Genomic DNA, 24,774 nt, shown 5'->3' on the forward strand with positions numbered 1-24,774 from the left:
GGACAATAACAGATATTTATTATTTAGATAAGTTATTGGAGATGAATTAAACCATGAACGAATTTTCTATTGTCTGCCGCATCTTGGGAACATTGTTTAACCGAGCACCACAAGATCCTGTTTTGCAACCGGTAATCACCCTGATTGCTGAGGGAAAATTGAAACCATTGTGGCCTTTGGAGCAAGATGAGTTATTGGATAGGTTGCAGAAAAGCAGTGAATTATCGGTAATTGAAGCCGATTATCATGCCTTATTTACTGGAGAATCTGCGGGCGTTGCAGTCTGCCGCTCTGATTATACTGATAAGGATGAAAGTGAAGTACGCCAGTTTTTGGTGGAGCGAGGTATGCCTTTGACTGATATCCCTGCTGATCAATTTGGTTCCTTATTGTTAGCTGCATCATGGTTGGAAGATCAGGCCGCAGAGGATGAGATCCAGGCTCAGATTAAGTTATTTGATGAATATTTGTTGCCTTGGTGTGGACAATTTCTTGGTAAAGTTGAAGCTCATGCGACCAGTGGCTTTTATCGGACATTGGCGATGATGACTCGAGAGGCATTGCAAGCGTTACGTGAAGAGCTGGAAGTAGAGTGACAACACTATAGATAAGCCAATCGGTAACTAGCGACAATAAGTAAGAGCGGCTTATTTAATAATTCGCTCTTACTATTTCATCGACAATGGAAATTATTTATCAACCAAATCAATGACCAATTTACCGGGTTGAATTTTTAATCTTTTAGCTAATTTTAAAGCAGCGGCTTCAGATTTACTTTTTTCCGGATTTAAGACATATACCGGATGGTCATCAAAAAACTCACTTAAAGACACATTTAAATAAGGGAGCAACGTTTTAATTGGCGTGGCGACTTTTTCTGGTGTGGTTTGGTAGTCTATGATTTCCAACCCGTTAATGAAAATAGCCCCTTTTTCCGCATCAAATATCGGTTTAGCCCTAATAGTCAGTTTCATATCAGCATGAACCGTCCCCAGCAAGGTCACTAATTGAACTTTTGCCAGAGTTGATAATTCAATTTTTTCTGGATCTTGGCGGCCAATTTGGCTGGTCAAATTTCCCAGTGTGATATTAGCTTCGGTAGCCACGGGCAGGTTAATTTGCTTTTGATAATGAACTCTTTTTAGTAAATAATCATTCAGCAAACCTTCATTGATACTGACTTCCTTAAATTGATCACAGCCGCTGACTAATCCTACCAGTAGCAAGATAGTCCCTAAGAAAAATCTTCTCATTGTTGTCTCCTTTTGTTTTCAATGAGCAGATATTTACACTAATTAATACTTAATTAGCTCATTATATGATTAATGCTTGTTAATAATGATAGGTTCAATTTTCTTCTGGTTGAATTGGTGATGCAGGGCATAAATGGTCACTAAACCCACCAATCCTAGCAGGAGCCACGGTAATTGCGGTATATTTAAGGCATGGCCTGTATCATAAAGCCACCCACCGCCGGTATAGCCCAACATGCCTCCTAATGCCAGCCCCAGTCGGCTGAATCCCATGTAACTGCCGCGCGCCCGTGGATCAGCCAGTGAAGCACTCAGGGTTTCACGTGCTGGCTCTGCTATTACCAGGCCGAGATAGAACAGACAAATCAGGCCAAAGATAAGATGCAATTGATTGACCCAACCGATTGGAAACATGCAAAGACTCATTAAAAACAGGCCTGCTATTAGGCGTTGTTCCAGCCGAAAATATTTCTCACTCCAGCGGGCGATGGGGTAGAGCAGTGTCAGGGAGATGACAGCCTCAATGGCATACATCCACTTAACGGCGGTAGCTGTACCGGAAATTTCATGGATTATAATAGGAAACATTAACATAACTTGAACTGACAAGATAAAATAACCTGCTAATGTCAGTACATAGTAAAAGAATCGACGATCTTTGATCACACGTCCCAGACCTTCCTTGATGGGGGTGCGAATTGTTGAGATACGGTATGCCGGCAGAAACAAAGCGTTAAATAGAGCGGCTAAGACAAAGATTGTTGCGCCAATCCAGCAGACAATATTGAAATTATATTGCAGCAACCAGCTTCCTATCAGTGCGCCAATGACGGCACCAGCACTATCTTGCATTAATAAAAGCGAATAGAAACGGTTACGTTCATGAGGGCGAGTTAATTTTATGACTAATGCAGCCCTTGGCGGATCGAACAATGTCCCCCCCAATCCAGATAAAATGCAGGAAAGGAGTAATATCCAGGGTTCAATTGCCACAGCCATCAAGGCAAATCCTACAGCCCGTAGTAACATACCTGTGACAATCATGGGCTTAGCACCGAACTTATCCGCTATAGCACCACCAAAGATACCTAACCCTTGTTGTACCAGTTGGCGCAAACCAAGTGCCAAACCGACAATAACGGCAGCCCAGCCAAGTTGTTCGACGAAACGAATAGAAATTAGGGGAAAAACAACAAAAAACCCTAAAATAACGAGCAGATTATCAAATAAAAGAAAATATTTACCCAAGCTACGCGCTTGTGAAACTAATGACATTTTGCACCATTGGAGTACGAAAAGATAAATGTGAATACTTTGTTATTTTGGACTTAATTTGAGTATTAAGATAGAGAGATATAGATGATATTTTTTTATCGTCAGAGGGTGATTAAAAATGCCGTAAGCGCTAAATTACTTAATAAATTTCCCAGGGTAAATATCAGGAGAAAATATGTTTGGTTATCGTTCTACATCTCCCAAGATTCGCTTTATTACGAATAGAATGGTTATTCGTGTGGTATATGAACGGGATACTTATAGGTTGGCTGAATATTATTCAGAAAATAAAGATTTTCTTAAGCCATGGGAACCGACAAGAGATGGTAGTTTTTATCAACCTTCTGGGTGGACAAACAGGCTGAATTATATTGCAGAATTACAGCGGCAGGGCTCGGCATTTAATTTCTTGTTATTAGATCCTAATGAAAATGAAGTGATGGGGATTGCTAACTTCACTAATGTTGTACGGGGAGCGTTTTATTCCTGTTACCTTGGTTATTCTTTGGGCGAGAAATGGCAAGGCCAAGGGTTAATGTATGAAGCTTTGCAACCGACAATCCGTTATATGCAACGCCATCAAAAAATGCACCGAATTATGGCTAATTACATGCCACATAATCATCGCAGTGGAAATTTACTGAAGAAATTAGGTTTTGAACGAGAAGGCTATGCTAGGAACTATTTAATGATTGACGGTGTTTGGCAAGATCATGTGTTGACATCATTGGTTGATGATTCTTGGGGGTTATAAATGTGTTGAAAAAATAGTAATGAATTCGGATATAGACGGTGGCCGTCTTGAGGGCTGTATTGCCAGAGCAGAGTCAATGGCAAGCAGAAACGGTAAGGAATATCCCGCTGGCCGCAGTTTGACCAGCGGCTGATAATTATCTTCAAGATTGCGTACGATGCTGACCGGAGGGGGGTTACCTACAATCAAGGTATAGAGTACTGCTCCTAACGCATAAAGATCTGTCCAGGGTCCTTGTTGGTTTTCTTCATTGGCAGTGTATTGTTCAACAGGAGTAAAGCCGGATCGGATGGTTATTTCTGTATCATCAGACAAGCGTGTTGTTGTTTGGCGGGTAGATCCTAAATCCAGCAATATGGGTGATTGATTCTCTTGGATCAAAATATTGTCTAAGGAAATATCACCATGTAAATAATTCCTTTGATGGAGCGTATCAAGAACATTTAACAAAGGAAACAGTATCTGACGAAACCAATTTTCATTGATGAAATGTGGATTTTTTATCCTCAATTTATTTAATGTCATCCCTTTGTAAAAGGACGCGGCTATATACGCTGTGCAGTTTTGCTGCCAAAAACGCAGAAAATGGGGAAGACAGGGGTGTTCGAAACAGGACATTAAGTGGGCTTCACGGATAAAGTCTTGCAACCCAGCATAAAAGCGTTTTTCCAACTTTTTTCCTCGTAAATTGAGTTTCATATTTTGATTGCGTGTAGCAAAAGAGTGGGGCGTGTATTCTTTGATAGAAATAGATTGTTTGAGATGATGATCCCAAACACGATAAACAATACTGCCCCTACTTTTGCCAATGACTTCTTCGATTTCAAATTCATTAAGGCAGTACCCAATTGGAAGTGGGTAAATAAAACCAATGTTGTCATCGATATGTGTTCTCTGAAAATTTTGCAAATGGATAGCCTCTCAGTTATCTGCTTAGTTTGTGAATTGACATTGAAACTCACCTTGTTCGAGATAAAGTTGAAGGGTTCTGTCGTATTAACAGAGAAAATCTGAGTCAATGTGGGGTTGGTTGTATTTTATTTAGCTAATCGATAAAACATTTCTGCCGGTGACAATGCTTTATCTTCTGATTGTGAAGATTGTCCTTTAAGCAGCATGAAACGAGTTCTATCCCCGCTAAAATCGTTTGAACCCGACGAAACGATTAAAACCTAACAGCGGCCGTATCCGACGTTTGATATTACGGTGATCTTGCTCCACCAAGTTGTTAAGGTATTTACTTTGTCGGATAGTGATGGTTTCCTTTTTGGGTCTATCGGCGTTGAGCGTTGCCAGTGCAGTGGTATTCGCTTCACTTTTATCAAGGGTCACGATCTCAGGCTCACCGTGATGGCGGATCGCCTTGCGAAAGAAGGGCAACGCGGCGGGAGCATCCCGCTTGGCCGTCAGCGGAAAGTCGATAGTTTGCCCGGTTGTATCGACTTCTTGGTACAAATATTTCCATTGTCTTTTGATTTTAATATAGGTTTCGTCCATGCTGTTTATGAGTTAAGCATAATGTTTACTGTTTGCAATCTATAGGTGTAATTCTGTTGATGAAATATATAAGTTTATTTTTTTATTTAATTAAAACTCATTACTATGCCTGTCTATATGTTTGTTAATATTTAAAAACCACAAGTTTAATTAACGCTATAAATAGCTCAGGTAGGTTGGTGAAAATTTATTGGCTAAAGTTTTAATGTATAACCTATTAATTATTATATGTATTTAAAAACAGGATGAATTGGCTGGTTAATCTTGAATGTCTTATCAGAAAGATTATTTTTTTAATTTGGTTAACATAGTTCTATTAGGAAAGTCTGCTTTGATATTAGTGACTGAAATAAATCTAAAATTTAGGCTTTTTAAATCAGTAACTGCTTTTTTCTAGGGGCTGTTGACGTTTTGAGTTCACCATTTACTCAACCCACATCGGTAACCATATAATGACAAACGCCAGTGCCAACATACTGGCGTAATTTCGCGCCAATTTATCGTATCTTGTCGCAATAGCTCGAAAATGTTTTATTCTGGCAAACGCATTTTCGACCAAATGCCGATAACAGTATAAATCTTCATCAATACTTTTATCGGGTTTTCGGCTATTTTTTCGATAGGGAATGACCGTTTTTGAACCTTGTTTTTCAACGAAATCTCTGAAAGTACCGCTATCGTAACCTTTATCCGCGATCACAAAATCGGATGCGGGTGAATGGGTGACCAAACTTTCTGCATGTACAATGTCGTGCGTTTGACCCCCTGACAGCTCAAAATGGACAGGCAAACCATAACTGTCTACGGCCAAATGAATTTTAGTCGAACGTCCACCTCGACTTTTACCAATGGCTTCATCTTCTGTTGAAGTTGCCCCTGAGCTATGTTGATGAGCGCGGATAATACTCCCATCAATGAATAACCATTCGGTGTCTGTATTTTCAGATAACAATTTGAATAATAATTCAAAAACACCTTTCTTTGACCAGGCGTTAAAGCGCTTAAAAAGCGTATTCCATTTGCCAAATTCATCGGGTAAATCCCGCCACGGACATCCCGTTCTCATTCGATAAAGGATCCCTTCGAAAGTCAGGTAATGCGCGTCTTTGTGGTAAATACATCCATGTTGTTGCATTAATACAGCTAGCGTATTCCATAAAGATTTTGATAACATTGTTCTTGGCATGATGAGCTGGGGTAATGGTTTTTTCGCGAAGACAATGATACCAGATCATCATGCTGTTCAAACTTCCCTCCACGAAACGTCAACACGCCCTATTAGAGATATAAATTTATTTTTTTTATGATGTTGCCTTTTTTTGCTAAAAAACATGGATGAGAGATACCTGCTATGCTATGAATAGAAAAGACGTTAACATTTTTGAAGCAATAAATTAACATTTAGGAGCCGCTTAGCGGTATGTAAATTGTTTGTTATGTTTTCCAACCTTGAAATGAAAGGAATTTATTAATATTCGATAATATTATCTTGATTTCTTTGAGCTAATCGCTTTACATCTTTTATGCTCATTTCATAAAAATTAATCTTAGAAAATACCATGAATTTATTGAAATCACTGGCAGCGGTTAGCTCAATGACGATGTTCTCCCGCGTTCTGGGCTTTATTCGTGATGCCATCATTGCTCGTATATTTGGTGCTGGCGTGGCGACGGATGCCTTTTTCGTTGCTTTTAAACTGCCTAACTTACTGCGTCGTATTTTTGCTGAGGGCGCTTTTTCACAAGCGTTTGTGCCCATACTTGCTGAGTATAAAAATCAGCAAGGGGATGAAGCGACACGCACTTTTATTGCCTATATATCAGGAATGTTGACGTTGATTTTGGCAATAGTCACCGTGATAGGGGTGATAGCCGCTCCTTGGGTCATCTATGTGACGGCACCAGGTTTTACAGATACGCCGGATAAATTCACTTTAACCCGTGATTTACTCAGAATTACTTTCCCTTACATTTTCTTGATATCGTTGGCTTCGTTAGCAGGAGCGATTCTCAATACATGGAATCGCTTTTCTGTGCCCGCTTTTGCACCAACATTGCTTAATATCAGCATGATCATTTTCTCGCTGTTTGTGGCACCTTACTGTGATCCACCTGTGATGGCATTAGGTTGGGCCGTGATTGCTGGTGGTATTTTGCAACTGGCTTATCAGCTTCCGCACCTGAAAAAAATAGGAATGCTGGTATTGCCACGAATTTCCTTTCGTGACAGCGGGGTGTGGCGGGTTATTCGCCAGATGGGGCCGGCTATTTTGGGGGTTTCTGTCAGTCAAATTTCATTGATCATCAACACCATTTTTGCTTCATTTCTGGTTTCTGGCTCGGTTTCGTGGATGTATTACGCTGATCGTTTAATGGAATTACCTTCGGGTGTGCTGGGAGTGGCACTAGGCACTATCCTGCTGCCTTCATTGGCAAAGAGTTTTTCTAACGGGGATCACCAGGAATATAGAAAATTAATGGATTGGGGATTGCGCCTTTGCTTTTTGTTGGCATTACCTTGCGCGGTGGCGTTGGGTATTCTGGCAGAACCCTTAACCGTGTCACTCTTTCAATACGGCAATTTTTCTGCCTTTGATGCAGAAATGACACAACGGGCGTTAATTGCGTACTGCTTTGGCTTGATGGGATTGATTGTGGTTAAAGTCCTCGCTCCTGGTTTTTACTCCCGTCAGGATATTAAAACCCCAGTCAAGATTGCGATTGCAACCCTGATTTTGACTCAGTTAATGAACCTTGCTTTTATTGGCCCATTAAAACATGCGGGATTGGCGCTTTCTATCGGTTTGGCTGCCTGTTTCAATGCCAGTATGCTTTATTGGCAATTGCGCAAGCGTGAGATTTTTAAACCGCTGGCAGGATGGGGGCTATTCTTATTGAAGTTGGCGGTGGCAATTGCCGTTATGGTTGGGGTATTACTGATAATATTGTGGTTTATGCCTGCCTGGGATCAGGGCAATATGGCATTGCGCCTGCTACGATTGATGGGGGTTGTGATTGCGGGAGCAGGGAGCTATTTTGCCGCATTGGCTTTGATGGGGTTCCGATTGAAGGATTTTGCCCAACGAGGATTGATGTAACTATACCCATCTTACTTCAATATGCATATTGTTCCTCCCCGCGAAGCGGGGAGAAATGCACCAACGTTTGCATAATTTCTTTTGGCGGGCAGTTTCTTCCCGCGAAGCGGGGAGAAATCACACGCAGTTCTTGAAGTTAGATTGGTATAGGTTATTAAAAACAGTTATCACGCGATAACTGTTTTTAATAACGCAAAAATAGAATAAATAACTAGGGCGTGTTGACGTTTTGAAAGGGGAATTTGAACAGCATGATGATCTGGTATCATTGTCTTCGCGAAAAAACCATTACTCCAGCTCATCATGCCAAGAACAATGTTATCAAAATCTTTATGGAATACGCTAGCTGTATTGATGCAACAACATGGATGCATTTACTACAAAGAAGAACATTACCTAACTTTCGAAGGGATACTTTATCGAATGAGAACGGGATGTCCGTGGCGGGATTTACCCGAGGAATTCGGAAAATGGAATACCCTTTTTAAGCGTTTCAATGCCTGGTCAAAAAAAGGGGTTTTTGCGCTATTATTCAAATTATTATCTGAGAATACGGATACCGAGTGGTTATTCATTGATGGCAGTATTGTGCGTGCTCATCAACACAGTTCAGGAGCCGTATCACCGGAAGATGAAGCCATTGGCAAGAGTCGGGGTGGGCGTTCTACAAAAATTCATTTGGCTGTAGACAGTTACGGGCTGCCCGTGCATTTTGAGCTGTCAGGGGGCCAAACACATGACATTGTCCATGCGGAAAGTTTAGTTGCACATTCACCCACATCCGATTTTGTGATTGCGGATAAAGGTTACGAGAGTAACGTGTTCAGAAGATTCGTTGAAAAACGAGGTTCGAAAACAGTGATTCCTTATCGAAAAAACAGCCGAAAATCAGATAAGAATATTGATGATGTTTTATACCGTTATCGGCATTTGGTCGAAAATGCGTTTGCCAGAATAAAACATTTTCGAGCTATTGCGACAAGATACGATAAATTAGCCCGAAATTATGCCAGCATGTTGGCGCTGGCATTTGTCATGATATGGCTACCCATGTGGGTTGAGTAAATGATAAACGGTAAACGTCAACACGCCCTAGTATCATAATAGGCGTAGATCTGAATTATTTTATGAGTAAGGGTAACTAAAAAAGTGAGTTAATATCAAAACTTATAAGGTGTTTATATATGTTATCGTATATTGGCAAAGGCACTGTTTTATTCTTTTTCCTTTACACATTATTAGTACCCTATACGATCACAAACTCCTTTGCCGATAGTTATTTGGCATCTGAAAAAAAAGAGAGCGTTAAAAAAAACAATCCTCCTCCACCCAGTGTGATTACTAAAAATATCCAAATGGCAGGCAATATCCTGTCATCCTCACCTTCAGAACTGGCAGAACAAGCTAAATCCTACGCGATAGGGCAATTTAACAGTGCAGTCGCTTCCGGTGCACAAAAATGGTTATCACAGTTTGGTACTGTCAGAATTAATTTTGGGCTGGATAGAAAGGGAACGCTAAAAAACAATTCATTCGATCTGTTACTGCCCATTTATGATAATCAAGCAGACTGGTTGTTCTTTTCTCAACTAGGTTATCGTAATAAAGACAGCCGGAATACTATGAATCTGGGGTTAGGTGGTCGTTATTTTTATCAGGACTGGATGTATGGTCTGAATATCTTTTATGACCATGACCTGACGGGGAAAAATCAACGCCTTGGGCTGGGCGGAGAAATAGGGGGAGATTATATTAAATTGTCCGCTAACACCTATTATCGCTTGAGTAACTGGAAAAACTCACGGAATTTTGCCGGTTATTACGAACGCCCAGCCAATGGTTATGATATTAATGGAGAGTTTTTCTTACCTGTTTATCCTCATTTGGGCGCCAAACTGTCTTATCAGCAGTATTTTGGCGATGACGTGACCTTATTCAATCGTGACACAAAACAGAAAAACCCCGTTCTGGCGACATTGGGACTGTCTTACACTCCGGTTCCACTGTTTACCTTGGGGGTGGATTATAAACAAGGGGGAAGTGGGCACAGCGAAACACAGTTTTTGGCGAATTTTAACTATAAACTGGGTGTTCCCCTAAGTATGCAGTTATCGCCAGAAAATGTGGCGGCGGCAAGGGCATTAGCGGGTAGCCGTTATGATTTGGTAGAAAGAAATAATCATATTGTGCTTGAGCATCAGAAAAAACCGATTGTCCAATTGTCGTTACCGGAAACGATTGTTGGATACAGCCAGGAACAGCGCGAGATTACCGTCAAATTATCGTCTAATGATTTTGTTAAGCAGATCTACTGGACAACGAACAAAGATTTTGAAAAAAACGGCGGGAAACTTTCTTCCCGTGTCGGTCACACCATAAAAGTCACCCTGCCAACCTATTTATCCGGCGATAACCCGCATAACAATTACCCCATCTATGCCCTGGCTGAATTGGACGATGGTCAAAAATCAGCGCCGGTTGCGATGCACGTGATTGTCAGGCCCTTTATGCTGAAAAAACAGGAAGGGGCTTATTTTACCCCTGCGGGGCCATTGCCTGCGACGGGGAATAAAAAGGATGGCTATACGTTTAACCCGGTGATCACGTTTAATACGGTTAATGGTGCACCGATAAAAAATGCCACTATTAGCCATGTTCAGTGGATAACCGATCCAAAAACCGGACCGGATACAGGGTTGCAATGGATTGATTGGGAAGCATCAGGTTCTGTAGCATTGGATGAAAACGGATATTTCAAACGCAAACCTGTCTTAATCAGTTCCCAGCCCCATAAAGACGTCAAAGTGTACCTGCAACTGAATAGCCAGCCGCCACAATTAGTAGGGGAGGTCAGCTTTGATGAAAATCAGGCCAGTTTCCACGTCGATAAAGTTAAGGTTTCACCGCTAGTACCGTCACGGATAGCCAACGGTTCCCTGGCTTATACCTACAGTGCGGTGGTGTTAAATGATGATAACAATCCGGTGAAAAACCAGAAAATCGCCAATGTAAATTGGAGTAAGGATAGGAACCAGAATGGGCTGATTTGGAACCCATCAAATGGTGACGTCACAACGGATAGGGAAGGAAAATTAACGGCCACCTTGGCCAGTACAGAGGCAATAAAGGATATCACGGTTTCACTCGCCATTGGTAACCACAAACCTGTGCTGGCAGAACAACCCGTCTCTTTTACTGCGGATACGTCGAAATATCATATTAAAGTAGTGGGTGTTGGGCAGCCAGGTAAAGGTCCTTTGGTTGCGAACGGCCAGGATACGTATACCTATACGGCTGTCATCGTTGATAGGCATAATAATAATGTGAATAATCAAAAAATTACCGACGTGAAGTGGAGTGTTAAGACAAAGGATGGTCATGATTTGAGTGCCAATCCGAACCTCAAATTGACGAATGACGGGGATACAACGGGTAAGCAGGGGGAATTAGTTGCCTACCTGAAAAGCATTGAGGCAATACAAGATGTGGTGGTTTCACTGTCCATTGAAGGCCAACAGCCTGTTCTTGCAAAACCTCCGGTGACCTTTACTGCGGATACGTCGAAATATCATATTAAAGTAGTGGGTGTTGGGCAGCCAGGTAAAGGTCCTTTGGTTGCGAACGGCCAGGATACGTATACCTATACGGCTGTCATCGTTGATAGGCATAATAATAATGTGAATAATCAAAAAATTACCGACGTGAAGTGGAGTGTTAAGACAAAGGATGGTCATGATTTGAGTGCCAATCCGAACCTCAAATTGACGAATGACGGGGATACAACGGGTAAGCAGGGGGAATTAGTTGCCTACCTGAAAAGCATTGAGGCAATACAAGATGTGGTGGTTTCACTGTCCATTGAAGGCCAACAGCCTGTTCTTGCAAAACCTCCGGTGACCTTTACTGCGGATACGTCGAAATATCATATTAAAGTAGTGGGTGTTGGGCAGCCAGGTAAAGGTCCTTTGGTTGCGAACGGCCAGGATACGTATACCTATACGGCTGTCATCGTTGATAGGCAGAGTAATAATGTGAATAATCAAAAAATTACCGACGTGAAGTGGAGTGTTAAGACAAAGGATGGTCATGATTTGAGTGCCAATCCGAACCTCAAATTGACGAATGACGGGGATACAACGGGTAAGCAGGGGGAATTAGTTGCCTACCTGAAAAGCATTGAGGCAATACAAGATGTGGTGGTTTCACTGTCCATTGAAGGCCAACAGCCTGTTCTTGCAAAACCTCCGGTGACCTTTACTGCGGATACGTCGAAATATCATATTAAAGTAGTGGGTGTTGGGCAGCCAGGTAAAGGTCCTTTGGTTGCGAACGGCCAGGATACGTATACCTATACGGCTGTCATCGTTGATAGGCAGAGTAATAATGTGAATAATCAAAAAATTACCGACGTGAAGTGGAGTGTTAAGACAAAGGATGGTCATGATTTGAGTGCCAATCCGAACCTCAAATTGACGAATGACGGGGATACAACGGGTAAGCAGGGGGAATTAGTTGCCTACCTGAAAAGCATTGAGGCAATACAAGATGTGGTGGTTTCACTGTCCATTGAAGGCCAACAGCCTGTTCTTGCAAAACCTCCGGTGACCTTTACTGAGGATACCCAAGATTATAAGGTTAAAGGGGATATTCAGGTCAAGCCGTCAGGAGGGATAGTCACGGCAGATGGTGTCCAGAAATATACCTATACGGCGATTATCGTAGGTCTTGATGGAAACCCTGTTTCCAAGAAAAACATTTCGAATGCGACGTGGAAGATAGAACATCCCGACAATATGCCTGAACTCACGCTAGATCAATCAGATAAGACAACCGATGACAAAGGACAATTAACGGCAACCTTAACCAGTACTAAGGCAGTCAATGGGGTTGTCGTTTCACTCACGGTGGGAAAACAACCGCCGATTCAGGCAAAGCCACCTGTAGATTTCGAACCGGAACAGGTGTCAATAACACCGACACCATCAAGCCCCATATTGGTGGGTAACAATTATATCCTGACCGTTAACGTTAAGGATGCTACGGGTAAAAATTCGGAGCCTAATAAGCAAGTTAACTGGACCTTAAAAAATCCCAATCAAAAAGGAGTAACACTGAGTCCAACAAGCAGCACAACTCAGGGTGATGGGAGTGCTACCACAACATTAACCAGTACGCAGGCGCAAACAGTGACGGTAGAGGCTTCTGTCGAAGGCGTTGAAACAGCGACGTCGGTGGATGTGGAATTCAAATGGCCAACTATTCATAAACCCACCGTTGCCGAAAAAACCGGCACAGTTCCGGCGGATGGAGATAAAGATCCGCAACACGCTTATCACTATACTGCGCATGTGGTTGGTGCTGATGGTAAAACACCTTATACCGGGCAAGAGATTAAATTTAAGTGGCGGTTAAAAGGTACTCCACAAAATACCTGGTTATCAGAGAAGGGAGAAGTGACTGCTCAATCTGATGGCACATTAAAAGTTCAACTGCGGAGCAGTGAGAAAAATCCGGTAGCGACAGGCGTTATCGTGTGTCTTTCTGCTGTTGATGAAAACTCTGTTGAGATTTCTGAAACAGAACAGTGTGCTGATGCTGTGGATTTTGACACGGAAAATTTAAAGATAGACAGCCTTGATGTTGCGTTTGATCCTAACCATCCCATAACGGGGGGGAGTGGTGGACATTATACTTATACGGCGAAAGTGGTTAACGCTGACGGTACTGCGCTACCTGACGGGTATAAGGTAGAAGGGGCTAAGTGGACTCTGGACCCTGCCCCTGGAACCTATAACGGTCAGGCTGAATGGGAAATTAAAGGTGACAATGACAATATAGTCACAAATGGTCAAATTACGGCCACCCTAAGCAGCCAGGTGGGTATTGGTGATATTAGTAATGGTCAAGTTACTGACGGTCTGACGGTAAAATTAGAAGTACCGGCAGGAAGGGGGAAAACAACTTCCAGTCAGGAAAATCGACAAGTTGCTTTTGAAGCACCGACGTTGAACGCTGGGCTGCATGTATTCAGTGATAAATATCCAACAGGAAAAATATTTAAAGAGCAGAATAAACCCTACAATACATTTCAGAATCTGAAGGGCGAATTAGTGGATGCTTCTACAGGAAAACCGATTGCCGAAAATAGCAAGAGCGTGAACTATGATGCGAATCCTAAAGTGATAGATTCTGGTGGTACATCCATTGGTGATACATCTACTAATAGTCGATGGGATAAGGGAATAATTTCATTTAACTTTATATCTACAGCTGTTTCTAACTTAAAAGTGATAACAACGGTTAAAAAGACGAATAATGCCAAATATATATATACCTATGAATTTAAAGTAAAAAGGTATTTTTTTGGCTCCCCCGATGGGTTAATTACCATTCCAAATGATTTTAATTGCGCTACGGACACGGGTGCTACACAAAAAATGACAGATTATGAACTCTATAGGGGATCTGGATCTGATATTGATCTTATAACAGAGTTTGGCGATATTTCTAAATATGGAATAGTCGGTAATCCTGAATTTATTATTGGTGTTGGTCAGTCTCAAAATAAGGGACAGAATTTTATATATAACCTAAAAAATAACACCCATTCATTTAGTGATGACACGACTCAAGGATATGCTATGTGTGTCGATCACGGTTAATTTTAGCCCTGATTAAAAACTGGCATGGTTTAGTCATGCCAGTTTGGGACAGGTAATTACATCCGCTCTACCGTCTCGATACCCAAGGTATCCAAACCTTGCTTCAAGGTCTTCGCTGTCAGCAGGGCTAATTTCAGGCGGCTCTGACGCACTTCTTCGCTATCCGCGCTCAGGATTGGGCAATGTTCGTAGAAACCAGAAAACAGGCCTGCCAGATCATAGAGGTAAGCACACATCACGTGAGGAGTGCCTTCGCGGGCAACAGTTGTGATGGTTTCTTCAAATTGCAACAGGCGCGTCGCCAGAGCTTGTTCACGTTCTTCGTTCAGAAGCATCGGGTGGATCAGGCTGCTTTCGTCAATTTCTGCACGTTTGAAGATAGAATTTACGCGGGTATAGGCATACTGTATATAAGGTGCGGTATTACCTTCAAAGGCGAGCATGTTATCCCAATCAAATACATAGTCGGTAGTGCGGTTTTTGGAAAGATCGGCATATTTCACCGCGCCAATACCGACGGCGTTGACAACTTTTTTCAGTTCGTCTTCCGGCATATTTGGGTTTTTCTCACGGATCAGGGCATCTGCGCGTTCGATGGCCTCATCCAACAAATCAGACAATCTGACTGTTCCCCCCGCACGGGTTTTGAATGGCTTGCCATCTTTGCCCAACATCATGCCGAACATATGGTGTTCGAGTGACATCGACTCAGGAATGTAACCCGCCTTGCGTACGATTGTCCAAGCCTGCATCAGGTGTTGGTGTTGGCGTGAATCGATGTAGTAGAGAACCCGATCAGCGTGCAGGACTTCATGACGGTACTTGGCACAGGCAATATCCGTGGTGGTATAAAGGTAGCCGCCATCTTTTTTCTGGATGATGACCCCCATTGGTTCGCCTTCTTTGTTCTTATACTCATCAAGGTAAACCACGATAGCCCCATCACTCTCGACGGCAAGTCCACGTTGTTTTAGGTCGGCAACAACGCCAGGCAGCATATCGTTATACAAACTTTCACCCATGACATCTTTTTTTGTCAATGTCACGTTCAGGCGATGATAGGTTTCCTGATTCTGCGACATGGTGATATCAACCAGTTTGCGCCACATGGTACGGCAGTATTCATCACCGCCTTGCAGTTTTACGACGTAGCTACGGGCACGAGCCGCAAATTCTTCATCTTCATCGTAAGTTTTCTTCGCTTCACGATAGAAGGCTTCCAAATCGGCTAATGCCATATCACTGGCATCTTCGTTCTGGACTTTTTCCAGATAAGCAATCAGCATTCCGAACTGAGTACCCCAGTCACCAACGTGATTGGCTCGAATGACTTTGTGTCCCAAAAACTCCATAGTACGGGCTGCGGCATCGCCAATGATCGTGGAGCGAATGTGCCCAATATGCATTTGTTTTGCCACATTCGGTGCAGAATAGTCGATAACGATGGTTTGTGGCGCGACCGGCGTGATGCCCAGTTTTTCATCTTTCAGCGCAGTTTCGAGATTGGCAGCAACCCACGTTTTATCCAGAAAGATATTGATAAAACCAGGACCGGCAATCTCAACTTTGCTGGCAATTCCTTGCAGATCCAGCAAACTGACGACTTTTTCTGCCAATTGTCGGGGTGGCATTCCCACTTTTTTCGCTGCCGCCATGACACCATTTGCCTGGTAGTCACCAAACTGAGCTTTTGCAGATTGACGAACGTGAGCTTCACTGTCGGCTGGAGCACCAGCAGCAATCAGCGCATGGCTGATTTTTTCTGAAAGAATGGCCTGAATATTCACCGTAGTACCTTAAATTACGCACAAAAGCCCTTGCATTTGAATTATGCAAATACTTTTAAGCGTGTGAGTTATGAGAAAATAACGGGTTTTATACCATATTCATTATCCTGCATGCTACTATCAGCCGCCGCTTGCGGTACGACTTTGGGTTTTTTAGCTCGCCTTTCAGGTGATAGTTTTTTGCTGGGGGAAAGATGACACACTTTGCAACAATTCCTGAATTACAGGATTTGGTGGTTGATTTATATCAGTTTGAACAAAAGCTAAAACAGTTTGGTGAATATCTTGGCCTGGAACTTACACAGTATGCAGCGGATCATATTTCCCTGCGTTGTAATGATATTTCAATCGCTGATCGCTGGCGGCAAGGTTTTCTGCAATGTGGTCAATTGATGTCTGAGAGCATGATCAATGGCCGGCCGATCTGCTTATTTGAGTTAGAACAGCCAATCACTTTACTTGGCTGGCAAATTGACTGTGTCGAATTACCTTATCCGGGTAAAAAGCAATATCTTCACGCAGGCTGGGAACATGTCGAATTTGTCCTGCCTGTGCCACCAGAACAACTGATTCGCGAAGCCTATAAATTACTGCCTGATCCGCTGCCCGCTGTTTTTCGTACGAAAGAGAGTCAGCCGAAAGGGGATAGTGAAAGATTACCCAATCCAACATTAGCGGTAACAAATGGTGAAATCACCATCAAATTTCACCCTTTTTCTCTCAAAGAGATTATCAAAAATTAAACATACGTGTTCTTTTTGTGATCTTTATCGTAGCACTGCAACTCCGCGTAGCGATAAGCTCGTCTGGATGAATGATATTTGAACGAATCTGGGTGGGCGACTAAAAAATAAAGCGCTGTTTGATACGATAGTATCAGGGCGGGAATGCAGCGGAGCAGGCTGCATTTGCCATGATTGCCAGCCAATAGAAGGCTTAAGGAAGTCACATGACAGCACGCTACATCACGATTGATTGGGGATCGACCAATTTACGCGCCTGGCTATATCAGGGCGATGAATGTCTGGAAAGCAGGCAATCGGTAGCGGGAGTCACCCGCCTTAATGGAAAATCGCCACAGGTAGTGTTAGCAGAAATGACCCAAGGCTGGCGAAATGACAAAACGCCGATTGTCATGGCAGGGATGATCGGTAGCAACATGGGCTGGAAAACAGTTCCATATCTGTCGGTTCCCATTCAGTTCTCTGCAATCGGCGAGCAATTAACCCCAGTCGCCGATAATGTCTGGATTATTCCTGGATTGTGTGTTTCACGTGAAGATAACCACAACGTGATGCGAGGCGAAGAGACACAATTATTAGGCGCTCACCAGCTTTTCCCTTCTTCCCTTTATGTCATGCCCGGTACTCACTGTAAATGGGTATCCGCTGATGACCAACAAATCCACGATTTCCGTACTGTGATGACCGGTGAACTCCACCATTTACTTTTGCATCATTCACTGGTGGGCGCGGGATTGCCCGAACAGGCAGTCTGTCCCGAAGTTTTTAACGCTGGTCTTAAACGGGGAATAGATTCTCCGGTGCTTTTGCCTTTTTTATTCGAAGTTCGCGCTTCGCACATACTGGGTGCCCTGCCGCGCGAATATGTCAGTGAATTTTTATCCGGCCTGTTGATTGGTGCAGAAGTGGCGAGCATGAGTCACTATTTTGCTGATCAACAGACTATCACACTCGTCGCCGGACTTTCGTTAGCTGCTCGTTATCAGCAGGCGTTTAACGCTATCGGACGAAATATCTCTTTGGCAGACGGCGATACCGTTTTTCAGGCAGGTATAAGGAGTATCGCAAATGCTGTGGCAAGCCAATCTTCCGCTTATCGCTATTCTTCGCGGTATTAGACCCGACGAAGCGCTTGAACACATCGCGGCGGTCATTGACGCTGGGTTCGATATAGTAGAGATCCCGCTTAACTCTCCTCAGTGGGAACAGAGTATTCCAGCCATTGTGCAAGCGTTTGGCCGTAAGGCACTGATTGGGGCGGGAACTGTACTGAAACCAGAGCAGGTAGATGTGTTGGCGGAAATGGGGTGTAAATTGATTGTCACGCCTAATATCCACTGCGAAGTGATCCGCAAAGCAGTCGCTTATGGTATGGCAGTATGTCCAGGTTGCGCGACAGCGACAGAAGCGTTTACCGCGCTGGAAGCTGGAGCACAGTCATTAAAGATTTTTCCAGCATCGGCATTCGGCCCGAACTATATCAAGGCATTGAAAGCGGTGTTACCACCAGACATACCTGTTTTCGCCGTGGGGGGGGTAACGCCAGATAATTTGTCTCAATGGATTAACGCAGGTTGCATAGGGGCCGGTTTAGGCAGTGATCTTTATCGCACCGGTCAATCTGTTGATCGTACTGTACGGCAAGCAACCTTATTTGTTAATGCGTATCGCGAGGCCGTACGATGAAAATAATTAAATTCACGACTTATCGTGTACCTCCACGCTGGATGTTCCTAAAAATTGACACAGATGAAGGTGTTGCAGGCTGGGGAGAGCCGGTAATTGAAGGCCGTGCCCGGACAGTGGAAACGGCAGTGCACGAGCTAAGTGAATATTTGATTGGACGGGAGCCAGCCCGTATCAATGACTTATGGCAGGTGATGTACCGCGCAGGTTTTTATCGTGGCGGGACTGTTTTGATGAGTGCCATAGCGGGCATCGATCAGGCTTTATGGGATATCAAAGGTAAGGTCTTGAATGCACCCGTGTGGCAACTGATGGGTGGATTGGTGCGCGATAAGATCAAAGCATATAGCTGGGTGGGAGGTGATCGTCCTTCGGAGGTGATTGACGGTATTAAAACCTTACGGAAGATTGGTTTTGATACATTCAAATTAAATGGTTGTGAAGAACTGTGCATCATTGAGGATTCGAGAAAAATCGATACTGCTGTCAATACGGTAGCGCAGATCCGTGAAACGTTCGGCCATGAAATTGAATTTGGGCTTGATTTCCATGGCCGTGTCAGCGCACCAATGGCGAAAGTATTAATCAAAGCGTTAGAACCGTATCGGCCTTTATTTATTGAAGAACCGGTGCTGGCGGAACAGGCGGAATATTATCCACGTCTGGCGGCGCAGACCCATATTCCCATTGCGGCAGGCGAGCGGATGTTTTCCCGTTTTGAATTTAAACGTGTACTGGAAGTGGGTGGTCTGGCAATTATCCAGCCAGATTTATCGCATGCGGGAGGTATTACTGAATGCCATAAAATTGCAGGTATGGCTGAATCTTATGATGTCGCACTGGCACCGCATTGTCCACTGGGACCGATTGCGCTGGCCGCTTGCCTGCACATCGATTTCATATCACGTAATGCGGTATTCCAGGAGCAGAGCATGGGCATTCATTACAATAAAGGAGCGGAGTTACTTGATTTTGTGAAAAATAAAGAAGATTTCAGTATGGAAGGTGGTTTCTTTAAACCCTTGATGAAACCCGGTCTGGGTGTTGAAATTGACGAAGCACAGGTCATTGAGCGCAGCAAAAATGTATCGGACTGGCGAAATCCAATATGGCGACATAAAGATGGTTCCGTTGCTGAATGGTAATTGCCCCTTATTAACTAACTAAATCAATGCGTTCTTTTACACCCTCTGTTAACGACAAGGCAAGGTGGCGGGTTTCACTATGCCCAAAATCTGGAGACAGATTGAGATGAATATTTCAGTAACAACGACGAAAATTGGGCGTCGGCGCTATCTGACGTTGATAATGATCTTTATTACGGTCGTCATTTGTTATGTTGATCGAGCTAATCTTGCGGTTGCATCAGCCAATATCCAGAAAGAGTTTGGGGTCACAAAAACGGAAATGGGTTACATCTTTTCTGCTTTCTCTTGGTCTTATACCTTATGTCAAATTCCCGGTGGTTGGTTCCTTGATCGCGTTGGTTCACGCTTGACCTATTTTATTGCCATTCTTGGCTGGTCGGTGGCGACCCTATTACAGGGTGTTGCAACCGGTCTGATATCACTCATAGGCTTACGTTCCATTACTGGTATTTTTGAAGCCCCGACATTCCCCACCAATAACCGGATGGTAACAAGTTGGTTCCCTGAACATGAACGTGCCTCTGCCGTTGGGTTTTACACATCAGGCCAGTTTGTGGGGCTTGCTTTTCTGACGCCGCTTCTCATAGGGCTCCAGGAATTAAGTAACTGGCGCTGGGTTTTTTTCGTAACAGGGGGCATCGGGTTTATTTGGTCACTGATCTGGATTAACGTTTATCGACAGCCACGATCAACAAAAAATATGAGTCAAACAGAGCTTGAGTATATCCGCAGTGGAGGAGGGATAGTCGATGGTGATTCGCCAGTTAAGAAAGCGGTTCGACAGCCTCTTACTATCGCGGACTGGAAGCTGGTGTTCCACCCTAAGCTGGTGGGCGTCTATCTGGGGCAATTTGCAGTCGCTTCAACATTGTGGTTTTTTTTGACCTGGTTCCCAAATTATTTGACCCAAGAGAAGGGAATTAGCGCCCTAAAAGCGGGTTTCATGACGACCCTTCCCTTTCTGGCCGCATTTTTGGGTGTACTGCTCTCTGGCTGGTTGGCTGATAACATGGTACGTAGGGGGTTCTCTTTGGGAGCGGCACGTAAGACCCCGATTATTTGTGGTTTGATAATTTCCGCCTGTATTATGGGAGCCAACTACACTAACAATCCAATATGGATCATGGTGTTGATGGCGCTGGCGTTTTTTGGTAACGGTTTTGCGTCTATTACCTGGTCACTGGTTTCTTCACTGGCACCGATGCATTTGATTGGTTTGATCGGTGGCATTTTTAATTTTGTCGGTGGGTTGGGTGGGATCTCTGTACCACTGGTGATTGGTTATTTGGCTCAGCGCTATGGTTTTTCTCCAGCACTGGTTTACATTTCTGTCGTCACATTGATTGGTGCTCTCTCCTATATCTTTCTTGTGGGAGAGGTGAAACGTGTAGGCTAATTGGGCGTTTATATCCGAGGGGCTTTGAATGATAAAGCTGGAAATTTGTTGTTATAGCATAAACTGTGCTTTGGTTGCACAACAGGCAGGAGCTGATCGCATTGAATTGTGTGCAAGCCCATCGGAAGGTGGGGTAACACCGAGTTTCGGTGCATTGCAGCATGCACGACAGCATTTATCAATTCCTGTACATCCCATTGTCCGGCCAAGAGGAGGAGACTTCTGTTACAGCAACACTGATTTTGAAGTAATGAAAAATGATGTCGCTCGTATCCGTGATATGGGATTTCCTGGCGTTGTTTTTGGCGTGTTAAATGGAGAAGGTCATATTGATCGGCTTCGCATGAGGCAATTGATGTCATTGTCAGGGAATATGGAAGTCACTTTCCATCGTGCCTTCGATATGTGTTTCAGTCCACATATTGCGTTAGAACAACTGACAGAGCTGGGTGTACAGCGTATTTTAACTTCAGGCCAACAACAAAGTGCTGAGTTGGGATTACCCTTGTTAAAAGAATTGTTACAGGCCAGCCAGGGGCCAATTATTATGCCTGGGGCGGGTGTCAGAATGAGTAATATCTGTAAATTTTTGGAAATTGGCATAACAGAAATTCACAGTTCGGCAGGTAAAATGGTGCATTCTGCTATGAAATATCGAAAAGTCGGCGTGACGATGAGTTCTGATGACAGAGAGGTAGATGAATATGCTTACCATTGTGTTGATGGGCAATTGGTTGAGTCGATGAAGGGAATGATCAGTTTGGTTCAACGGAAAAAATAAAATAGCTTGTGTTTCATCGGAAATTCCCCGTTACATAGTCAACTATGTAACGGGGATAGCCAGTAAGCTACAAACTAAAAGAAGAAAAAGACTATGGCTTACGGGCAATAAGGACAGCCCGTAGTGGTGCTGGGTAGCCTTCTATTGTTTTACTGTTATCGTCTGGATGAAGAAAATCGATCAGCGATTCATGTTGCATCCATTCTGTCCGGCGTTGTTCATCCAGTGTTGTGGCCGCATGATCAACAATGCGAACATCAATAAAACCACATTTTTCTAACCAAACTTTTAGCATCTTGGCCGACGGAATAAAGTAGACATTCCGCATTTGTGCATAACGTTCACCGGGAATGAGGCATTGATATTCGTCACCCTCAATAACCAGGCTTTCCAGAACTAATTCACCGCCGGAAACCAACTGGTTTTTCAGTTGCCATAAGTGGTCGAGGGGGGAACGGCGATGGTAAAGCACGCCCATTGAAAACACCGTATCGAAGGCTTTTAGCTCTGGTAATTGTTCAATGCCCAAAGGCAGAAGATGGGCGCGTTGGTCGTTACCCAGTAATTTTCTGATGGCTTCAAATTGGCAAAGAAAAAGTTGGGTTGGATCAATTCCCACAACGAGCTGAGCACCTTCCCCCACCATACGCCACATGTGGTAACCGCTGCCACAGCCGACATCAAGGACAGTTCTGCCTTCTAAAGGCGAAATATGCGGAAGGACGCGATCCCATTTCCAGTCAGAACGCCACTCGGTATCAATTTCTACACCGTACAGTGAAAAAGGTCCTTTACGCCACGGCATGAATAGTTTCAGGATATTTTGAATACGGGCTTTTTCACCGTTTGATAACTCGGGTTTATGGTTCGCAATCACACCATTTTTCAGATCAAGTTGGGTGGGATTTATGTCAGGCAGGTTCTCCAGAATTTTGACCCATGAGCTGAATTGGCCATGCAATGAGGTTTGCTGCCAATGGCTTAATTGTGCGGGCAGGCATTCCAGCCAATGACTTAAGTGGTTTTTGGCGATCAAGTGATAAAAGTTACTGAAATCAATCATTGTCCAGTTCCTTTTACTGCCAGTAATGAGCCAAAGTTAAAACATTGGAACCAGACTTCAACGTGCTGGAATCCGGCTTGTTTGAGGCGTGATTTGTGCGTTTCAACTGGATCTGTCCGCATAACATTTTCCAGCATACTGCGTTTTTGGCTGATCTCCAGTTCGCTGTAACCATTGGCGCGCTTGAAATCATAGTGCATATTGAAGAGCAACTCGCCAATCTGCTCATCGTCAAAATTGAATTTTTCAGACAGTACCAGAACGCCCCCAGGCTTTAAACCGGCATAGATTTTATCCAGCATTTTCTGGCGATCATCAGGGTGCAGGAACTGTAATGTGAAATTCAAAACGACCATTGATGCATTGCGAATGTCGGTATCAAGAATATCCTGTTCGATGATTTCAACGGGGATGTTGGCCTTGAAAGAGTCAATATGGCGACGGCAGCGTTCGATCATTGCCGGTGAGTTATCGACGGCGATAATACGGCAACCCTCTGTATGGGAATGGACACTATTATTTTCGGCGCTAATAGCACGGCGGATTGATAACGTGGCTGCACCAAGGGAACACCCAAGATCATAAATTTGACTATTTGGCGTGACAAAACGTTCTGCCAGCATACCTATCATGGAAATGATATTGGAATAACCGGGAATTGAGCGTTTCACCATATCGGGAAAAACTTCGGCAACACGTTCATCGAAACGCCAGTCACCTAAATTGGCAATTGGGGCGGAGAACAGGCTATCCCGTTGATTATGAGATTCTTGATTTGACATAACAGCATTGATTTTGGAAACAATAAGAAGCGGTTATTCTAACAGAATGCAGGAAAAGGCAGAAAGGGGATCATCAATGGATGCCCCCTCAGGCGGTAATGCACCGCCTTGGGTATCATTCTAATCACCTATGCTGATAAGGTTTTTGCCATCGAGCTACAACGCAACATACGCAGAAAAGATGTAGGGAACTCTATATAAGAAATAGCTCTATTTATGTGTAGAGAGAAAAGATCTGCTCCCACGGCAAATAGTAAATGTTATTGACAATCATTATTATCATTGAGATGTAGGTTGCCGCCATGCCCATACGCCGCCAGCGTATTTCTCGATGACGTAAGCCAAAGTAGTGTAGGAGCCTGCCTGAAAGTAATACTAATCCACAAATGTGCAGCATCCAAACGGGGGCGCCATTCATCTCCATTACAATCAATAACAACATTGAAATTGGAATGTATTCAACTGCATTACCATGAACCCGAATGGCGGTTTGCAATTCATAAAAACCGCCATCGCCATAAGCGACCCGATATTGCGTTCTTAATTTGACTACATCCAGAGACAGCTTAATTAACAGTAGTGCGCCCAGTACGATATAAAGCGAGCTAACCATTTCTTAACTCCAATTGCCCAACCCAAAAACGGCTAAATGATGATAAACCGCAAAAAGAAAACTGTCGCTATAAATCATAGTATTTAATAATAAATTCTATGAATGTTAGCGGATAGCAAAAAATTGTCTTGTCAAGAACGGCGTTATGGCCTTATCTCCGGTTAGAATTTCCAGTATAATAGCGACCTTTTTTGCAATTCTTCCTAGAAAGAACAATGCCAAAATTTCCGCAGCAG

19 protein-coding genes and 1 pseudogene are annotated in these 24,774 nt (G+C 43.5%); 11 read left to right on the forward strand and 9 right to left on the reverse strand.

The annotated features are described in order from the left end of the window. The first annotated feature begins 53 nt into the window (after positions 1 to 53). On the forward strand, positions 54 to 596 hold the full coding sequence (locus AAC853_RS09010) for a TorD/DmsD family molecular chaperone (protein WP_338885467.1): 543 nt from the start codon (positions 54 to 56) through the stop codon (positions 594 to 596). A gap of 93 nt (positions 597 to 689) precedes the next feature. Here the strand turns inward: AAC853_RS09010 and AAC853_RS09015 are convergent, their stop codons facing one another. Further along, positions 690 to 1,253 carry a lipoprotein gene (locus tag AAC853_RS09015; RefSeq protein WP_340614342.1) on the reverse strand — a complete coding sequence of 188 codons (564 nt, stop codon included), beginning with the start codon at positions 1,251 to 1,253 and terminating at the stop codon, positions 690 to 692. Between the two features lie 69 nt (positions 1,254 to 1,322). Beyond that, positions 1,323 to 2,528, reverse strand: a complete 1,206-nt coding sequence (gene mdtH, locus AAC853_RS09020) for a multidrug efflux MFS transporter MdtH (protein WP_340614343.1) — start codon at positions 2,526 to 2,528, stop codon at positions 1,323 to 1,325. Between the two features lie 175 nt (positions 2,529 to 2,703). Here mdtH and rimJ point away from each other — a divergent pair, with 175 nt between their 5' ends. Then, a complete protein-coding gene (gene rimJ / locus AAC853_RS09025; RefSeq protein WP_340614344.1) occupies positions 2,704 to 3,282 on the forward strand; it encodes a ribosomal protein S5-alanine N-acetyltransferase in 579 nt (192 codons plus the stop codon). Here the strand turns inward: rimJ and AAC853_RS09030 are convergent. The 3 genes and pseudogenes from AAC853_RS09030 to AAC853_RS09040 all read right to left on the reverse strand — a co-directional run bounded on the left by AAC853_RS09030 (position 3,277) and on the right by AAC853_RS09040 (position 5,965). Beyond that, the gene (locus AAC853_RS09030; RefSeq protein ID WP_340614345.1) at positions 3,277 to 4,191 is read right to left on the reverse strand and encodes a serine/threonine protein kinase; all 915 of its coding nucleotides are present in this window, start codon (positions 4,189 to 4,191) and stop codon (positions 3,277 to 3,279) included. The genes rimJ and AAC853_RS09030 overlap by 6 nt on opposite strands. 128 nt (positions 4,192 to 4,319) lie before the next feature. Then, a pseudogene (locus AAC853_RS09035) lies at positions 4,320 to 4,779 on the reverse strand (IS6 family transposase); the annotation flags it as partial. Between the two features lie 424 nt (positions 4,780 to 5,203). After that, positions 5,204 to 5,965, reverse strand: coding sequence for an IS5 family transposase (locus AAC853_RS09040; protein ID WP_340613576.1), 762 nt, complete (start codon positions 5,963 to 5,965; stop codon positions 5,204 to 5,206). Between the two features lie 373 nt (positions 5,966 to 6,338). On the opposite strand from AAC853_RS09040, the gene murJ reads away from it, so the two are divergent. The 3 genes from murJ to AAC853_RS09055 all read left to right on the forward strand — a co-directional run bounded on the left by murJ (position 6,339) and on the right by AAC853_RS09055 (position 14,539). Beyond that, entirely contained in the window at positions 6,339 to 7,877 is a 1,539-nt protein-coding gene (gene murJ, locus AAC853_RS09045) for a murein biosynthesis integral membrane protein MurJ (RefSeq protein ID WP_340614346.1), read from the forward strand. Between the two features lie 303 nt (positions 7,878 to 8,180). Continuing rightward, entirely contained in the window at positions 8,181 to 8,942 is a 762-nt protein-coding gene (locus tag AAC853_RS09050) for an IS5 family transposase (RefSeq protein WP_340613462.1), read from the forward strand. 119 nt (positions 8,943 to 9,061) lie between these two features. After that, the gene (locus tag AAC853_RS09055) at positions 9,062 to 14,539 is read left to right on the forward strand and encodes an inverse autotransporter beta domain-containing protein (protein WP_340614347.1); all 5,478 of its coding nucleotides are present in this window, start codon (positions 9,062 to 9,064) and stop codon (positions 14,537 to 14,539) included. A 56-nt stretch (positions 14,540 to 14,595) separates the two neighbouring features. Here AAC853_RS09055 and argS read toward each other — a convergent pair whose 3' ends face one another. Beyond that, positions 14,596 to 16,326 carry an arginine--tRNA ligase gene (gene argS / locus AAC853_RS09060; protein ID WP_340614348.1) on the reverse strand — a complete coding sequence of 577 codons (1,731 nt, stop codon included), beginning with the start codon at positions 16,324 to 16,326 and terminating at the stop codon, positions 14,596 to 14,598. 194 nt (positions 16,327 to 16,520) lie between these two features. Between argS and AAC853_RS09065 the strand changes: the two genes are divergently transcribed. From AAC853_RS09065 to cutC, 6 genes are all read left to right on the forward strand, one after another. Further along, positions 16,521 to 17,069 (forward strand): VOC family protein, encoded by a 549-nt coding sequence (locus AAC853_RS09065; protein ID WP_340614349.1) that lies wholly within the window; start codon positions 16,521 to 16,523, stop codon positions 17,067 to 17,069. Positions 17,070 to 17,275: 206 nt separating this feature from the next. Continuing rightward, complete coding sequence (locus AAC853_RS09070; protein WP_340614350.1) at positions 17,276 to 18,187, forward strand: 2-dehydro-3-deoxygalactonokinase; 912 nt, start codon at positions 17,276 to 17,278, stop codon at positions 18,185 to 18,187. Continuing rightward, positions 18,138 to 18,755 (forward strand): 2-dehydro-3-deoxy-6-phosphogalactonate aldolase, encoded by a 618-nt coding sequence (locus tag AAC853_RS09075; protein WP_340614351.1) that lies wholly within the window; start codon positions 18,138 to 18,140, stop codon positions 18,753 to 18,755. The genes AAC853_RS09070 and AAC853_RS09075 overlap by 50 nt, the downstream gene beginning before the upstream one ends. Continuing rightward, on the forward strand, positions 18,752 to 19,900 hold the full coding sequence (dgoD, locus tag AAC853_RS09080) for a galactonate dehydratase (protein WP_340614352.1): 1,149 nt from the start codon (positions 18,752 to 18,754) through the stop codon (positions 19,898 to 19,900). The genes AAC853_RS09075 and dgoD overlap by 4 nt, the downstream gene beginning before the upstream one ends. Before the next feature lie 106 nt (positions 19,901 to 20,006). Beyond that, positions 20,007 to 21,299 (forward strand): MFS transporter, encoded by a 1,293-nt coding sequence (locus tag AAC853_RS09085; protein WP_340614353.1) that lies wholly within the window; start codon positions 20,007 to 20,009, stop codon positions 21,297 to 21,299. 28 nt (positions 21,300 to 21,327) lie between these two features. Then, positions 21,328 to 22,080 (forward strand): copper homeostasis protein CutC, encoded by a 753-nt coding sequence (cutC, locus tag AAC853_RS09090; protein WP_340614354.1) that lies wholly within the window; start codon positions 21,328 to 21,330, stop codon positions 22,078 to 22,080. Positions 22,081 to 22,171: 91 nt separating this feature from the next. On the opposite strand, the gene cmoB is transcribed toward cutC, so the two are convergent. The 3 genes from cmoB to AAC853_RS09105 form a co-directional block, all read right to left on the reverse strand. Continuing rightward, positions 22,172 to 23,143, reverse strand: a complete 972-nt coding sequence (gene cmoB, locus AAC853_RS09095) for a tRNA 5-methoxyuridine(34)/uridine 5-oxyacetic acid(34) synthase CmoB (protein WP_340614355.1) — start codon at positions 23,141 to 23,143, stop codon at positions 22,172 to 22,174. Continuing rightward, positions 23,140 to 23,925, reverse strand: a complete 786-nt coding sequence (cmoA, locus tag AAC853_RS09100; RefSeq protein WP_340614356.1) for a carboxy-S-adenosyl-L-methionine synthase CmoA — start codon at positions 23,923 to 23,925, stop codon at positions 23,140 to 23,142. The genes cmoB and cmoA overlap by 4 nt, the downstream gene beginning before the upstream one ends. A gap of 214 nt (positions 23,926 to 24,139) precedes the next feature. Next, positions 24,140 to 24,538: an MAPEG family protein gene (locus AAC853_RS09105; RefSeq protein ID WP_338885488.1), complete on the reverse strand. Its 399-nt coding sequence runs from the start codon at positions 24,536 to 24,538 to the stop codon at positions 24,140 to 24,142. Between the last annotated feature and the right edge of the window lie 236 nt (positions 24,539 to 24,774).

This window comes from Xenorhabdus thailandensis (genome assembly GCF_037996785.1).
Taxonomy (GTDB): Bacteria; Pseudomonadota; Gammaproteobacteria; order Enterobacterales; family Enterobacteriaceae; genus Xenorhabdus; species Xenorhabdus griffiniae.

Excerpts from the sequence above, each read along its gene's own strand:
- dgoD (WP_340614352.1), top strand. The coding sequence starts at position 18,752 with ATGAAAATAATTAAATTCACGACTTATCGTGTACCTCCACGCTGGATG.
- AAC853_RS09070 (WP_340614350.1), top strand. The coding sequence starts at position 17,276 with ATGACAGCACGCTACATCACGATTGATTGGGGATCGACCAATTTACGC.
- mdtH (WP_340614343.1), bottom strand. The coding sequence starts at position 2,528 with ATGTCATTAGTTTCACAAGCGCGTAGCTTGGGTAAATATTTTCTTTTA.
- AAC853_RS09015 (WP_340614342.1), bottom strand. The coding sequence starts at position 1,253 with ATGAGAAGATTTTTCTTAGGGACTATCTTGCTACTGGTAGGATTAGTC.
- AAC853_RS09075 (WP_340614351.1), top strand. The coding sequence starts at position 18,138 with ATGCTGTGGCAAGCCAATCTTCCGCTTATCGCTATTCTTCGCGGTATT.
- murJ (WP_340614346.1), top strand. The coding sequence starts at position 6,339 with ATGAATTTATTGAAATCACTGGCAGCGGTTAGCTCAATGACGATGTTC.
- cmoA (WP_340614356.1), bottom strand. The coding sequence starts at position 23,925 with ATGTCAAATCAAGAATCTCATAATCAACGGGATAGCCTGTTCTCCGCC.
- AAC853_RS09065 (WP_340614349.1), top strand. The coding sequence starts at position 16,521 with ATGACACACTTTGCAACAATTCCTGAATTACAGGATTTGGTGGTTGAT.
- cutC (WP_340614354.1), top strand. The coding sequence starts at position 21,328 with ATGATAAAGCTGGAAATTTGTTGTTATAGCATAAACTGTGCTTTGGTT.
- AAC853_RS09050 (WP_340613462.1), top strand. The coding sequence starts at position 8,181 with ATGCCAAGAACAATGTTATCAAAATCTTTATGGAATACGCTAGCTGTA.
- AAC853_RS09010 (WP_338885467.1), top strand. The coding sequence starts at position 54 with ATGAACGAATTTTCTATTGTCTGCCGCATCTTGGGAACATTGTTTAAC.
- cmoB (WP_340614355.1), bottom strand. The coding sequence starts at position 23,143 with ATGATTGATTTCAGTAACTTTTATCACTTGATCGCCAAAAACCACTTA.
- AAC853_RS09085 (WP_340614353.1), top strand. The coding sequence starts at position 20,007 with ATGAATATTTCAGTAACAACGACGAAAATTGGGCGTCGGCGCTATCTG.
- AAC853_RS09105 (WP_338885488.1), bottom strand. The coding sequence starts at position 24,538 with ATGGTTAGCTCGCTTTATATCGTACTGGGCGCACTACTGTTAATTAAG.
- AAC853_RS09055 (WP_340614347.1), top strand. The coding sequence starts at position 9,062 with ATGTTATCGTATATTGGCAAAGGCACTGTTTTATTCTTTTTCCTTTAC.
- AAC853_RS09040 (WP_340613576.1), bottom strand. The coding sequence starts at position 5,965 with ATGCCAAGAACAATGTTATCAAAATCTTTATGGAATACGCTAGCTGTA.
- rimJ (WP_340614344.1), top strand. The coding sequence starts at position 2,704 with ATGTTTGGTTATCGTTCTACATCTCCCAAGATTCGCTTTATTACGAAT.